Here is a 13,823-nt window from a genome sequence, read left to right as displayed (position 1 = left end):
TTCGGTCTTACTTGATTGCGCCGCCGACGCCGCCGATGGAGAAGTATCGGTTAAGCGCGGCGAAGATGATGACAGGTGGGAGCAGCATGACGACAGACATGGCCATGACCGGCCCCCAGTCGGTGGAGTTCTGCTGGAAGAAGTACTGCAGGCCGATCGGAAGCGTGAAGTTGTCTTCGCTGCGCAGGAACACGACAGCCACGAGGTAGTCATTCCAGGCAACCAAGAAACTGAAGATCGCCGCCGACAGAATGCCTGGATACGAATTGCGCAGCACGATACGCACGAAGGCGCCGAAGACGCTCGCTCCGTCGACCCAGGCGGCCTCTTCGAGTTCGAACGGGATGCTGTCGTAGTACGACGCCATCATCCAACAGGTGACTGCCATGCTTCCGGCGATGAAGATGATTGCAACGCCTGTCAGGCTGTCCGCGAGGCCAAGGCTGGCGAATACAACGAACAGTGGAATCACGATGACGATCACCGGCAGACCTTGCACGACGAACAGGGTGAGGGAGTAGCCCCGCGCAAAACGGTTCCTCAGCCGCGAGAGAGGATATCCGGCCATCGCGCCGATGATCACTCCGAAGACCGTGGTCCCGAGAGTCACCGTTAGGCTGTTCGTCAGGTAGGTGATGACCGGAGTTTCGGTGAAGATCTCGGTGAAGTTGTCGAACGTCCAGATCGTCTCGCCCGAAAGCGTCTGCCCGCCCTGGAACGAGAGCACGATGATGTTGATGATAGGCGTGAGGATGAGCGCCGTGATAATCGCCATCACCGCGAACGTTGTCCACCCGCGAATGCGTTGCTTGCGCTCGAACCGCGAGGTCGGTCGAGCTTGCGCGCGCCGGGCATCGTGCCGGGCGACGACCAGGTTCTGAGTTTCACTCATGACTGCGCTCCGATCAGTTCGCGAGGGGGGCGCGATTGATGCGCCGGAAGAAGTACACCGAAACCGCCACAATCACGATCGTGATCAAGAAGGCGACGGCCACGCCGTAGCCGGTGCGGAAGTCCTGGAACACCAGCCGGTAGGCGAACACGACGAGAGTGTTCGTCGCCCCGACCGGACCTCCCCCTGTGAGGAGATAGATCGTGGGGAAATCGTTCACGGTGAAGATCGCGGCGAGAACCCAGCTGATATATATCGGCTTCGCAATGATCGGCAGGATGATGTGTCGCAGCTTCTGCCACGCAGTTGCCCCGTCGATGCGCGCGGCTTCCTCGACGCTGGGGTCGACCGACTGCAGCGCTGCGTTCATCATCAGCATCATGAACGGAAAGCTGCCCCAGATCTTGAAGACGATCACCGTGATCATCGCCCATGTGGGGTCGGCGAGGAACTGCACGTTCCCGAATCCCAGTGCGCGAAAGAGAGTAGGCACGGGGCTGCTCTGGGTCGCGACCAAGAAGTTCCAACTGGTCGTGGATACGACCACCGGCACGACCCATGGCAGAAGGAGAAGCAGTCGAAATCCCGATCGACCGGGGAACGGATTGCGCAGCACCAGAGCGAACGTCATGCCGATGATCCAACTGACTCCGACCGAGACGACGGTGAAGATCAGGGTGAACCAGGCGGCGTTCCAGAATGCAGGATCCTGTAGTGCCGTCGCGTAGTTCTCCAGCCCGACGAAATCACCGGCGCCGGTGATCCCGCCATCATGCAGTGATTGCCCGATGGCGAACACGAGAGGGTAGGCGTTGATCGCGACCAGGAGGAGAATGGACGGCGCCAGCAGCGCTGCCATGGTGGTAGTCCGTCCAGGCGAGAGCGAACCCCGCGGTCCCGCGGGCCCCCTTCCGCCAGGCACCAAGCCCTTACGGGTCGGTCGCTTGGTTACCAGTCGTTCCGTCGTCGTCATTTCTCCGCCAGCTTCTTTGCTCTCGTGCTCGCCATCGTCGGCAACTACATGACCTTTTCGATCTCGTCCTGCAGCGTCTGCATGATCTGCTCAGCGCTCTTCTCCGCCTGGATGACCTCCTGAGCCCAGGTGGTGATCGCCTGGCCGCCGTCGACGGCGTTGATCTCCGGGAAGGCCTGGTCTGCGTTCGAGAACAGCGGACGAGCAACCGGCAGCCATTCGTCGATCGCTTTCACCAAGTTGCGGTTTTCCTGCACTTCGGGGAGATCCACCGTGCTCTGGAGGACGGGGATCTTGTTGAGCACGCCGAGCTTCCAGTACTCCTCCATCGCGCTGAGGTAGTAAATCGCGAAATCCTCAACCGCCTCGACGTCCCAGTCACCGCGCCCCGTGTACATCATGAGATCGCTCGTGTAAGCCTGTGTACCGTACGTGCCATTGGGGCTTGCGAGTGGGCTTCCGATGAGCGTGTCCGCTGCCAGCTCGGGATCCTCGAGGGAATTGTCCAGATCAGGGGGCAGGATGGACATCGCGGCCTTGCCGGCGATGAACTGCTCGTTTACGTTCGCGACCGAGTAGCTCACGCTACCGGGATCGAAGATGCCGTCGATCGACAGCATCCGCATGAATTCGACTGCTTCAAGGTTGCGATCGGTCATCGTGTCGGGCTCGCCCGCAGCGTTGAAGAGGCCGCCCTCGTTGTTGAACACGATCGACAGCAGCGTCTGGTACGCGTTACCGCCGCCTCCTCCTGAAGCGATCATGCCGTAGACGCCGTTCTTCTTGAGCGCGAGCCCCGCGGAGTGCAGCTCATCCCACGAAGTCGGCACATCGACCCCTGCAGCCTCGAGGAGCGACTTGCGATACCAGAACATGCGCGCGTCGACGTTCCACGGCAGGGCGGTGTGCACCCCCTCATACGAGAACTGATCGATCGTCCCGGGCAGGAAGTCGCCGATCTTCCCGCTGGCCTCGAGCTTCTTCAGCACGCCGTCGGCGGGGTGGATGGCGTCCTGCACGTAGTACTGAAGCGACTGGAAAGCGCCGCCGGTGCTGATCGCCGGACCCGTTCCCGCCGACACCGCGGAGCTGAAGGTCTGAAGCCAGTTATTCCAGGGGATCGACTGATAGGTCGCGCCCGGGAAGTCGCCGCTCGGCGAATAGCTCTTGGTGATCGACTTGCCGGCGTCAATGTAGGCCTGCCCCGGCGACCCCCACGGCATATCCCAGAACGGCAGCGGGGACGAGCCTCCGCCGCTGCTCGAGCCTCCTCCGCCAGGGGAGCAGGCGGCGAGAACGGCGATGCTGGCCGCACTCATCCCACCAACCAGAAAACCTCGACGGGAGATCCCCCGAGGGTCGAAAGATGACTTCGTCATTGCAATCCCTTTCAATGCGTCATTGCGAATGCAGGCGTGGTGCTACCGACCAGAGAACCGGTTTTCCAGAGTGTAAGCGGAAGAGTGCGCAGCGCGCAAGCCCGGGCGCGAACTGGCGTCAGTTCGTGATGCGAGGCGCCGCTACCGACTTGCGCTCCACAACTCGATATCCGTCTGGCAGTCGATACTCCGCTGGCCGCTGAGTGGCAAGTTGCTTAACGAGCGCATCGACGGCAGCGACGCCGAGAGCATCCAATGGCATTGCTACCGTCGTCAACGGCGGGTCGAGATACTCTGCCACGGAGAGGTCGTCGTACGCGATCACCGACAGGTCTTGCGGTACGCGCAACCCACGCTCCCTCGCAGCCTTCAAAGCACCAACGGCCTGGCCGAATGTCGAAGCGTAGATGGCCGTCAGCTCAGGATGCGCCGCCAAGAGCTGATTCGCTGCTTCGAAGCCGCCACGCTCACTGAAGTCTCCGTGCTCGATGCGCGCGGCATCGAGACCAAGAGATGTCATGCGATCAACAAACCCTTCGCGTCTCGAGCGCGCGGGATGCAAATCGGGCGGACCGGCCGTGAGCCCGATCGCACGATGACCATGTGAGTGCAGAAAATCGACGGCCAGCCCGCTCGCCCCGTGCATGTCGAGCCCGATGTTGCGGCCGGAGCCCTCGACTTCGCGGTTCACGAAGACATGTGCCACCGAAGCGGGGTCTTGCATGAGCCTGTCCACCAATGGGTTGCCCGGGCGCGCAGAGGCAACGAGCAGGCCATCGACGCGTCCTGAGACGACGAGCTCGGCGTAGTCGTCCGGGCCGGCCGGCGCATCGGGCGTGTCTTCAGCGATCAGCAGCACATAGCCATGCTCCTTCGCACGCCGGAAGGCTCCGCGCATGATCGCGGCGTACACGGTGTTAGTCAGGTCCGGAATGAGAAGGGCGAACGCACCTGTGCGCGATACCGAGAGGGCTCGCGCGCCTGCGTGCGGGCGATAGCCCAGCTCTTCGGCGACAGCCTTCACGCGCTGACGGGTTTCAGGTCGGATTCGCAGGCTGCGGTCGTCGTTCATGATGCGCGAGACGATCGACTTCGTCACCCCGCTCCGCTCCGCGACATCCACGAGGCGCGCACGACCACGGTGCGTCGAAGCCGCAGCATCCGGCGATTCGACCTTGTCCATCTGCGATTCGCTCATTCGGCCCCCTGCTTCATCGCCACTCCCAGCCGATCCGTCGGGCGGGATTACGAATAGCATAGGGACGTTGCCCTCGAGCCGCGGATCCGCTAGTCTGAAAAACCGGTTCCCGTATGGATCCGATCACGAAGACATTGGCGTCGACCTGCGGCGCCGAGGAAGGAACTCGCGTGGACGTGCGATCGATCTTCACAGCTGACAGCCTGCTCGGCGCCGAGCCTGGCCACGTCATCGGCGGTGCGCGGCGAACGGAGGGCAGCGGCGATCCGCTCCCCGTGGTCAACCCCGCCACCGGCGAGCACGTCGCGAATGTCCCATCGGCTTCCGCCGAACTCGTCGCGGAGGCAGTCTCACTTGCCGTGCAGGCGCAGCGCGAATGGGGCCGACGCAGTCACACTCAGCGCGCGCAGGTGCTGCGGAGCATCCACACGCTTCTCGGCGAGCACGCGGAAGAGATCGGCCGAATCGTCGCCGTCGAGCAGGGCAAGCCCTTCCGAGACGCCGTCGGCGAGATCGGTGGAGCGCAGAACTTCTTCGAGTTCGCCATCAGCCAGCAGTACCGAGAAATCGGTGAGGTGCTCGCTACCGAGTCCGGTGAACAGCTGACGGTGCGTGAGGTTCCCATTGGCGTGGTCGGTGCAATCCTTCCCTGGAACTTCCCCGCCGCGATCTTCGCGCGGAAGGTCGCGCCGGCATTGATGGCCGGCAACGCGATAGTGGTCAAGCCCAGTGAGTTCACACCCCTGTCGGCGATGGCCCTGGCCGAGCTATGCCGGCGCGCCGGCGTGCCGGACGGTCTGGTGAGCGTTGTATGCGGCCCGGGACGGCAGACCGGAGCCGCGCTCGTGGATCACCCCGACGTCGGAATGATCACGATGACGGGCTCGACCCGCGGCGGGCGCGAGATCATGCGCCAGGCTGCCGAGAAGCTCATTCCGGTCTCGCTGGAGCTCGGTGGCAAGGCTCCCTTCATCGTGTTCCCGGATGCAGATCTCGATCGGGCAGCGAAGGATGCCGTGGATGCTCGTCTCTGGAACGCCGGTCAGGTCTGCACCTGCAATGAGATCACCTATGTGCACGAAGACGTCCGCGACGAGTTCCTCGAACGCGTGCGTGCTCACCTGCGTGCCGTGGAGCCCAAGGACCCCTTCGATCCGTCCTCGGCACTCGGACCTCTCGTCGCCGACCGCGAGTGGAACAAGGTCAAGTCCATGGTCGACAGGGCTGTCGAGCAGGGCGCAACCCTGGAGATGGGCGGCGGGCGCCCCGAGGGCGAAGAGTTCGCCACCGGGAACTGGTTCGCCCCCACCCTGCTGACTGGCGTGACGGCCGAGATGGACATCGCACGCAGCGAGGTCTTCGGGCCGGTGCTCTCGCTGACCACATTCGCCAGCTATGACGAGGTGGTGGCACGCGCCAACGCCACGCCGTACGGCCTGTCGGCGTACGTCTACAGCCGCAACCTCCACACCGTGATGCGTGCCTTGGACGACCTCGAGTTTGGTGAGATCTACGTGAACAAGGCGGGACCGGAGCGGCCTCAGGGATTCCACACGGGCTGGAAGGACTCCGGACTCGGCGGCGACGACGGCGTGCACGGCTACGAGCGCTACGTGCGGCGGAAGACGGCCTACGTCGGCTACGGCCCGGAGTACGGAGAGTGAGCGCCGCGATGAACGGAACAGCCACTGTGACCGCCGCCGCCTATACGGGAAACGCGCAGATGACGATCATGGATGCTCCTACCTCGCCGCCCGCTGCGGGGGAAGTACAGGTGGAAGTGGCCTACGTCGGACTGTGCGGCACCGACCTTCATATCCTTCACGGCCACATGGATGCACGCGTGACGATGCCGGCCGTCATCGGCCACGAGATGAGCGGCTCGATCGCTGAGGTGGGGCCCGACGTCACGGACTGGAAAGTGGGCGACCGCATCACCGTGATGCCCCTCGCCTGGGATGGTACGTGCCCCGCGTGCCGAGCAGGCAATCAGCACATCTGCCAGAACCTCGACTTCATCGGGATCGACTCCCCCGGCGCCCTTCAAGGCCGGTGGAATGTTCCGGCGGCGACTCTCGTGCGACTGCCCGACGACCTCGACCTGCGGATTGCGGCACTTGCCGAGCCTGTCGCGGTCGCCGTCCATGATGTGCGGCGCGGCGAGGTGGCGGCCGGCGACAAAGTGGTCGTCATCGGAGGAGGCCCCATCGGCCTCCTCATCGCCTCGGTCGCGCGCGTCGAAGGAGCGCACGTCCGCATCATCGAGTTGGATGCCGCGCGGTCACAGGTTGCGCGAGAACTGGGATTCGATGTCATCGATCCCCGAGCCGAGGATCAGCAGGCGACGGTGGAAGCGTGGACGGAGGGCGCGGGTGCCGACGTCGTGTTCGAGGTGTCCGGCGCACCGGCCGCCGTGCTCGGGGCGACCTCCCTCGCGAAGGTGCGTGGAACCATCGTCGTGGTCGCGATCCACCCCGAACCTCGGCCGCTGGACCTCCAGCGCGTCTTCTGGCGCGAGCTGAGGATCCTCGGCGCGCGCGTCTACCAGCGCCGGGACTTCGAGCGCGCCGTCGATCTGCTCACGGAGGGATCCATCCCTCACGAGACCATGATCACGGGCGTTCTTCCTCTCGACCAGACCCAGGCGGCCTTCGATCAGCTGCAGTCGGGCGGAGCCATGAAGATTCTCGTCGATGTCCAGACGGGAGGCGCGGCATGACGGTGTTCAACCACCTGGGCGCGTTCGACCTGACAGGCAAGCGGGCCGTCGTCACCGGCGCAGCGCGTGGCATCGGGCTGGCCATCGCTGAGGGCCTGGCCGAGGCGGGTGCCGACATCATCGGCGTATCGGCGACATTGGCGCCCGGCGACAGTCCCGCACGTTGCGCGGTCGAAGCAACCGGCCGGACCTTTACGTCACACGCCGTCGACTTCTCTGACAGAGCTGCCGTGATCGACTTCGCTCGAGAAGTGACCACGACGGGCCCCGTCGACATCCTTGTGAACAACGCGGGCACGATCAGACGGGCACCCGCCGCCGACCACTCGCTCGAAGACTGGGACCACGTGCTGCAGGTGAACCTCTCCAGCCAGTTCGTGCTCACGCAGGAGATCGGACGGCACATGCTCGAGCGCGGGCGGGGCAAGGTGATCTTCACCGCGAGCCTTCTCAGCTTCCAGGGAGGAATCACCGTTCCCGGTTACACGGCATCCAAGTCCGCCATCGCGGGCCTCACCCGAGCCCTGGCCAATGAATGGACGGCAAAGGGAGTCACCGTCAATGCGATCGCTCCCGGGTACATCGCCACCGACAACACGCAGGCGCTCCAGGACGACCCGAATCGCTCGCGCAGCATCCTGGAGCGAATCCCGGCCGGTCGGTGGGGCCGTCCCGAAGACCTCAAGGGTGCCGCCGTGTTCCTCGCCTCTTCGGCCGCCGACTACGTGTCAGGGATCACCCTACCCGTGGACGGGGGATGGCTCGGCCGATGAGCATCCCCATGCACGCTCTCCTGCCCTCGTCGCCGATCGTTCCGGTCGTCACACTCACGGACGCCACCCACGCGACGGCACTCGCTGATGCTCTCACCGCAGGCGGAATCTCGATCATCGAGATCACGCTGCGAACGCCAGAGGGTCTGAAGGCGATCGCGGCGTTGCGCGACCGGACCGATGTCGTCGTCGGCGCCGGCACGGTGCGCAATGCCGCGGACGTGACTGCGGTGGCGGAAGCGGGTGCCCGATTCCTCGTTGCTCCCGGCCTGTCCCGCGAGATCGTCGAAGCCGCCCAGAGCGCGGCGCTTCCTGTGATTCCCGGCATCGCCACGGGAAGCGATCTGCTCGAAGCGATCGCGCTCGGGCTCACCCACGTGAAGCTGTTTCCGGCAGGGCCACTCGGCGGGCTCGACGCCATCCGGGCGCTCTCCGCGCCCTTCCCCGAGATCTCGTTCATGCCCAGTGGGGGTGTAACCGCAGAGAATGCGCCCCACTACATGAGGCACGAGGCGGTCTTCGCGGTCAGTGGCAGTTGGATGGTTCCGCCGGATGCGGTCGAGGCCCGAGACTGGAGGCGCATCGAGCACCTCAGCCGCGCCGCCGCAGAGGCGGTGGTCGGCGATGGAGCGTGATCTCGAGGTCATCACGATCGGCGAAACGATGGGTCTGCTGCACTCTTTACACCCCGGGCGTCTCGACCTGGCCCACGCGGTCGGCGTGAGCATCGGCGGGGCCGAGTCGAATACGGCAATCGGACTGGCCCGTCTGGGAGTGGCTGCAGCGTGGCTCGGCAGGGTTGGCGCCGACGCCTTCGGCGAGCGCATCCTGCGGACGCTTCGGGCAGAGTCCGTCGACGTCGTGGAGATCATCGACGCTCATGCTCCGACCGGGCTCATGGTGAAGGAGCGCCGCTCGTCCACGCAGACGTCCGTCTCGTACTACCGATCCGGCAGCGCCGGCAGTCGCCTTACCCCCGGAGACATCCCTGCGGGAATCATCGAGAATGCGCGCGTTCTGCACGTGACCGGCATCACGCCGGCACTGTCAGGCGACGCCAAGGAGGCGATCTTCGCCGCAATCCGACGTGCGCGAGCAGCGGGTGTGCGCGTCTCCTTCGACGTGAATCATCGTTCTCGTCTCTGGGATGCCGGTCTCGCGCGACCTGTTTATCGCGAGCTGATCGCGTCGAGCGACATCGTCTTCGCCGGCGTCGAAGAGGCTGCCCTGGTGCTCGACACATCAGAGACGAGCGCGCTTCTTCTCGCACACGGCCTCGCCGCGCTCGGTCCGTCGGAGGTCATCATCAAGCGTGGCGCGGAGGGAGCTGACGCTCACATCGACGGGAACGCGTTCCACGTCGACGCGGTGCCGGTGGACGTCATCGACACCGTGGGCGCGGGCGACGCATTCGTCGCCGGCTACCTCGCGGAGCGGGTGCGTGCGGCGAGTCCCGAGTCATGTCTGCGCATGGGCGCATCCGCAGGAGCGTGCGCCTGCACCGCGGCCGGCGACTGGGAGTCTCTCCCGACACGCGAGGACGTGGCATCTCTCACCCGGACAGATCCCGTCGCTCGCTGATCAGCGCCGCGAAAGACGCCTCGTCAGGGACTTTTCCTTGTGAAGCGTTAAGAAAACCGGTTTAATGTTGTCAGGGCGAAGCGGCGACTCATCGATGAGAAGCCCCGCTCAGTGCGTCGACGTCGATGCGAGTGCCTCTCGGATCGCCTGCTCGTCGCGCGCTGATGCAGAAAGGTCTCGGGATGACCCTTTCCTCCACTCCACCCACGCGGCGTCGGCCACGCACCGCGGTTGCCGCCACCATGACAGTCGCCCTGGCGTTGTCGACTGCGGCGATACCCGCAGCCCATGCTGAGGATTCGCCGAATCTCGGCGATCAGACCGTGCTGTACGACTTCGACGGGTCGCTCCCTGACCCCGTCGAGGTAGGTGCGTACAACGCGTCCAGCGAGGCCGTGACAGTTGACGGTGATCAGAAGTGGAAGGTCCACTTCAATGCTGAGTCGCAGTACTACTCGTCGTTCCATGTTCGGCACCCCGGCGGATTGGACCTGTCGGGATCGGAGTCAGTCGGTCTCTCCGTCGAACTGACCAATCCCGGCGATCGCTCAGTGCAGTTCCTCGTGGACGTGTTCTCCTCTACTGGCGTCGCGACCCGCGCGATCAACGTCGCGGCGGGTTCCAGCGGCACCTACTACGTCGACATCGACAGTCCCGCCAACGACCGTGACTCGGGTCTTCGCGCCGATCCATCGTGGCTCGCTGACAAGGAGGTTCAACAAGCCGTCTGGATGTGGGGAACGAAGAAGCTGGACCCCGCAGAGGTCCAACAGGTCATCTTCTACGTCGTGGGCCTCCAGCACGACCGTGAAGTCATCATCGACGACATCGCGATCGTGCGCGACGCGCCGGCGGACCCGGCTTACCTCACCGGGCTGGTCGACAAGTTCGGGCAGAACGCGAAGATGGAGTACGACGGCAAGATCTCATCTGCGGGCGACATCAAGAAGCAACGCAAGCAGGAACAGGCCGACCTCGCGGCACATCCCGAACTCAGTGATCGCTCGACATACGGCGGCTGGGCCGACGGCCCACGCCTGGAAGCCACGGGGCACTTCCGCACCGAGAAGCTCCCCAACGGCGAGTGGACCCTCGTGGACCCCGAAGGCTACCTCTACTTCTCGACCGGAATCGACAATGCCCGCCTGTTCGACGGACAGACGATGACCGGCTACGACTACGATCACGAGCTGCTGCCCGACTTCGAAACAGAGTACGTCGGCGGGCGCACAGCGGCGACCCCCGAGGATCTCAACCGCCTCGAAGGCCCGGTCGTGAAGACTCGAGAGCAGACGAACGACATCCGCGCGGACCTGTTCGAGAAGCTCCCGAAACTGAACAAGAAGGGCGCTGAGCACTACGGCTACAACCCGCAGACCTTCGCCGGACCGATGGAGCAGGGAGAGACTTTCCACTTCTATAGAAACAACCTGGCTCTCAAGTATCCGAGCGCGAAGAACACGAGCGAGGTCGTGGACCTGTGGCAAGACAACACCGTGGAGAGAATGCGCAGCTGGGGATTCACCTCGTTCGGCAACTGGGCCGACCCAGAGCTGTACGACAATGCCACCCTGCCGGTGTTCGCGCACGGCTGGATCATCGGCGACTACAAGACGGTCAGCACCGGACAGGACTATTGGGGCCCGCTTCCCGACCCGTTCGACTCGGACTTCCAACAGGCGGCGCGCGCGACAGCCGAGGCCGTCGCGGCGGAGACCGGAGAGGACAACCCATGGCTGGTCGGAGTGTTCATGGACAACGAGCGCAGCTGGGGCAACGGGGGCAGCTTCGCCACGCGCTACGGAATCGCGATCGACACGCTCGGCCGGGATGCCTCCGACACGCCCACCAAGGCTGAGTTCAGTCGCCTTCTGAAGGAGAAGTACGGGACGATCGATGCCCTGAACACCGCGTGGTCGACATCGGTGGCGTCATGGGAGGAGTTCGACGCAGGGTCCTTCGACCAGGGAAACGACGAGGCCGCGAGAACCGCCGACTACGCATGGCTGATGAAGGTGTATGCGAGCAAGTACTTCGAGGTCGTCCACGACGAGCTCGAGCGAGTGCTCCCCGACGCCCTCTACATGGGGCCGCGCTTCGCCAGCTGGGGTCGAACACCGGAGGTGCTCGAGGCAGCAGCCGAGTACGTCGACGTCATGACCTACAACGAGTATCGCGAGGGTCTTCACCCGCAAGAGTGGGCCTTCCTCGCCGACCTCGACAAGCCCAGCCTGATCGGTGAATTCCATATGGGTGCGACAACGAGCGGCAACCCGCACCCGGGCCTGATCTCTGCAGGATCCCAAGCCGAGCGCGGACTCATGTATCGCGAGTACATGGAGCGCCTGATCGACAGCCCGTACATGGTCGGCGGCCACTGGTTCCAGTACGTGGACTCGCCGATCAGCGGTCGACAGATCGACGGTGAGAACTACAACGTGGGCTTCGTGTCGGTGACCGACCGCCCGTATCCGGAGATGGTCGACGCCGCTCGGCAACTGAATGGCGAGCTCTATGAGCGACGTTTCGGAGACCTCGACCTACCCACTCCTGACGTCACCAAGCCGGCGGTCACCCTGGTGCGACCCAACTCGCTCACACCGTCTCGTTCGGCGTCCATCCAGGTGGATGCGACCGACGACCGCGGGCTCAAGAAGATCATTGCCAACATCTACCAGGGGTCGACGCTGATCAAGAGCACCCAGACAGCCGCGGATGGCGCGATAAGCGCTTCGCACATCGCCGACGTGTCACTGTCCGACGGCACGTACACGCTGAAGTACAACGCGCACGATTCAGCGGGGAACGTCTCGAAGACGAGCACCGTCGACTTCGTCATCGACGCGACGCCGCCGACGGCAACGATCAAAGACGGCACGAAGTTCACTGTCGCAAACGGGGACTCCTACGACATGGTCAGCTTCAAGCTCCACGACGCCGGCAAGGTCGACAAAGTGGAGATCAACGGTCAGACGAAGGACTTGTCCGACAACGCCTGGTCAGACGTCAACTTCGTCACACCCGGAGTGCTCGGCGCTCGCAGCGGACAGAACACGATGATCGTGTTCGACCGCGCGGGCAACGAGTTCAGCATCGCTTTCACGCTGAACTAGCGCACCAAGAAGAGGAGGGCGTTCCGTACTCGGGACGCCCTCCTCCTCGTTTTGCGCGAGTTACCAGTCGCCGTGTGATCCGTCGTCGTGGACGAAGACCGGGGTCCGCCATTCGCCTGGGTAAGCGCGCTCCGCAAACAGATCCTCGTCGGGTTGGACGCCTAGCCCGGGCGCCGTCGGGAGTTCAACGGAGCCGTTGATGATCTCGAAAGGCTCGACGAGCAGCCCGTGGCCGAGATCGCTGCCATCATCCATCGACGGATGCTCCTGGATCACGAAGTTCGGAGTGCACGCGTCAAGCTGCACGCATGCGGCGAGCGAGATCGGTCCGAGCGGATTGTGGGGCGCGACGCTGATGTACTGCGCCTCCGCCATCGCTGCGATCTTCCGAGACTCGAAGATCCCTCCCGCGTGGCACAGGTCTGGTTGTGCCACCGAGATCGCGCGGCGGTCGATGAGCTCGCGAAACTCCCACTTGGTGAATCTTCGCTCGCCCGCCGCGATGGGAACGTTTGTCGTCGCTGCGATGTCACAGAGCGCATCGACATTCTCAGGAAGGCACGGCTCCTCTACCCACAGCGGGTGGAACCGCTCGAACCCTGAAATGAGCTGCTTCGCCGTGGCGGGCGACGTGCGGCCGTGCATGTCGATCGCGATGTCGAAGTCCGCGCCGACCGCCGAACGAACCGCCGCCAGCCGGCGAACCTGGCGTTCGACGTAGTCTTGGTTTTCGAGCGCGCGGGCCGGCCCGTCGATCCCGATCTTGATGGCCGTGAGACCCTGGGCCTGCGCGCGGAGGGCCGCCTGTGCAAAGTCCGCATCCGTCTCGCCACGGCCGTGACCGTACATCCTGATCCGGTCGCGAACCCGCCCGCCCAGGAGTTCATACACGGGGGCGTTGTAGAACTTCCCTTTGATGTCCCACAGAGCGTGCTCGAGCCCGCTTATCGCGCTGACCCCGATGGCGCCGCCGCGATAGAAGCCGCCCCGATACATGACCTGCCAATGGTGTTCGATCATTCGCGGATCTTTGCCGATGAGGTAGTCGGCAAAGTGGCGGACCGCTTCGGCGACGACGAGGGCCTGGCCCTCGACCACTGGCTCGCCATAGCCCGTGATCCCGCAATCGGTATCGACGGCGACGAATGTCCATCGCGGCCGAACGTGGAAGATTCGTACTCGCGTGATCTTCATG

11 protein-coding genes are annotated in these 13,823 nt (G+C 64.2%); 6 read left to right on the top strand and 5 right to left on the bottom strand.

Going from position 1 to position 13,823, the window contains the following annotated elements; translation table 11 throughout:
* Positions 1-7: 7 nt before the first annotated feature.
* The 4 genes from GLO27_RS19465 to GLO27_RS19450 form a co-directional block, all read right to left on the bottom strand.
* A complete protein-coding gene (locus tag GLO27_RS19465; protein WP_025104827.1) occupies positions 8-892 on the bottom strand; it encodes a carbohydrate ABC transporter permease in 885 nt (294 codons plus the stop codon).
* Positions 893-905: 13 nt separating this feature from the next.
* Entirely contained in the window at positions 906-1,751 is an 846-nt protein-coding gene (locus GLO27_RS19460; protein WP_115642580.1) for a sugar ABC transporter permease, read from the bottom strand.
* A gap of 158 nt (positions 1,752-1,909) precedes the next feature.
* Complete coding sequence (locus tag GLO27_RS19455; RefSeq protein WP_240183574.1) at positions 1,910-3,184, bottom strand: extracellular solute-binding protein; 1,275 nt, start codon at positions 3,182-3,184, stop codon at positions 1,910-1,912.
* Positions 3,185-3,362: 178 nt separating this feature from the next.
* On the bottom strand, positions 3,363-4,442 hold the full coding sequence (locus GLO27_RS19450) for a LacI family DNA-binding transcriptional regulator (protein ID WP_167256610.1): 1,080 nt from the start codon (positions 4,440-4,442) through the stop codon (positions 3,363-3,365).
* A 170-nt stretch (positions 4,443-4,612) separates the two neighbouring features.
* On the opposite strand from GLO27_RS19450, the gene GLO27_RS19445 reads away from it, so the two are divergent.
* From GLO27_RS19445 to GLO27_RS19420, 6 genes are all read left to right on the top strand, one after another.
* The gene (locus GLO27_RS19445) at positions 4,613-6,106 is read left to right on the top strand and encodes an aldehyde dehydrogenase family protein (protein WP_167256608.1); all 1,494 of its coding nucleotides are present in this window, start codon (positions 4,613-4,615) and stop codon (positions 6,104-6,106) included.
* An 8-nt stretch (positions 6,107-6,114) separates the two neighbouring features.
* Positions 6,115-7,161 carry an alcohol dehydrogenase catalytic domain-containing protein gene (locus tag GLO27_RS19440; RefSeq protein ID WP_243844962.1) on the top strand — a complete coding sequence of 349 codons (1,047 nt, stop codon included), beginning with the start codon at positions 6,115-6,117 and terminating at the stop codon, positions 7,159-7,161.
* Positions 7,158-7,934, top strand: coding sequence for a 2-dehydro-3-deoxy-D-gluconate 5-dehydrogenase KduD (gene kduD / locus GLO27_RS19435; protein WP_029989756.1), 777 nt, complete (start codon positions 7,158-7,160; stop codon positions 7,932-7,934). The genes GLO27_RS19440 and kduD overlap by 4 nt, the downstream gene beginning before the upstream one ends.
* A complete protein-coding gene (eda, locus tag GLO27_RS19430) occupies positions 7,931-8,569 on the top strand; it encodes a bifunctional 4-hydroxy-2-oxoglutarate aldolase/2-dehydro-3-deoxy-phosphogluconate aldolase (protein ID WP_025104820.1) in 639 nt (212 codons plus the stop codon). Before kduD ends, eda begins: the two co-directional genes overlap by 4 nt.
* On the top strand, positions 8,559-9,515 hold the full coding sequence (locus GLO27_RS19425) for a sugar kinase (protein ID WP_167256606.1): 957 nt from the start codon (positions 8,559-8,561) through the stop codon (positions 9,513-9,515). The genes eda and GLO27_RS19425 overlap by 11 nt, the downstream gene beginning before the upstream one ends.
* 182 nt (positions 9,516-9,697) lie before the next feature.
* Positions 9,698-12,628 (top strand): Ig-like domain-containing protein, encoded by a 2,931-nt coding sequence (locus tag GLO27_RS19420; protein ID WP_025104818.1) that lies wholly within the window; start codon positions 9,698-9,700, stop codon positions 12,626-12,628.
* Between the two features lie 60 nt (positions 12,629-12,688).
* Here the strand turns inward: GLO27_RS19420 and dgoD are convergent, their stop codons facing one another.
* The gene (gene dgoD / locus GLO27_RS19415) at positions 12,689-13,822 is read right to left on the bottom strand and encodes a galactonate dehydratase (protein ID WP_025104817.1); all 1,134 of its coding nucleotides are present in this window, start codon (positions 13,820-13,822) and stop codon (positions 12,689-12,691) included.
* Between the last annotated feature and the right edge of the window lies 1 nt (position 13,823).

It is taken from the genome of Microbacterium sp. Be9 (assembly GCF_011754135.1).
In the GTDB taxonomy this organism is placed as follows: Bacteria; Actinomycetota; Actinomycetes; order Actinomycetales; family Microbacteriaceae; genus Microbacterium; species Microbacterium maritypicum_A.
The sequence above is the reverse complement of the archived record's forward strand: the minus strand, read 5'-3'. Positions and strand labels throughout refer to the sequence as shown.

What these genes read in the sequence shown, in the direction of transcription:
- GLO27_RS19455 (WP_240183574.1), bottom strand. Translation starts at nt 3,184, where the DNA reads ATGAGTGCGGCCAGCATCGCCGTTCTCGCCGCCTGCTCCCCTGGCGGA.
- GLO27_RS19440 (WP_243844962.1), top strand. Translation starts at nt 6,115, where the DNA reads ATGAACGGAACAGCCACTGTGACCGCCGCCGCCTATACGGGAAACGCG.
- GLO27_RS19460 (WP_115642580.1), bottom strand. Translation starts at nt 1,751, where the DNA reads ATGGCAGCGCTGCTGGCGCCGTCCATTCTCCTCCTGGTCGCGATCAAC.
- GLO27_RS19420 (WP_025104818.1), top strand. Translation starts at nt 9,698, where the DNA reads ATGACCCTTTCCTCCACTCCACCCACGCGGCGTCGGCCACGCACCGCG.
- GLO27_RS19465 (WP_025104827.1), bottom strand. Translation starts at nt 892, where the DNA reads ATGAGTGAAACTCAGAACCTGGTCGTCGCCCGGCACGATGCCCGGCGC.
- GLO27_RS19425 (WP_167256606.1), top strand. Translation starts at nt 8,559, where the DNA reads ATGGAGCGTGATCTCGAGGTCATCACGATCGGCGAAACGATGGGTCTG.
- kduD (WP_029989756.1), top strand. Translation starts at nt 7,158, where the DNA reads ATGACGGTGTTCAACCACCTGGGCGCGTTCGACCTGACAGGCAAGCGG.
- GLO27_RS19450 (WP_167256610.1), bottom strand. Translation starts at nt 4,442, where the DNA reads ATGAGCGAATCGCAGATGGACAAGGTCGAATCGCCGGATGCTGCGGCT.
- dgoD (WP_025104817.1), bottom strand. Translation starts at nt 13,822, where the DNA reads ATGAAGATCACGCGAGTACGAATCTTCCACGTTCGGCCGCGATGGACA.
- eda (WP_025104820.1), top strand. Translation starts at nt 7,931, where the DNA reads ATGAGCATCCCCATGCACGCTCTCCTGCCCTCGTCGCCGATCGTTCCG.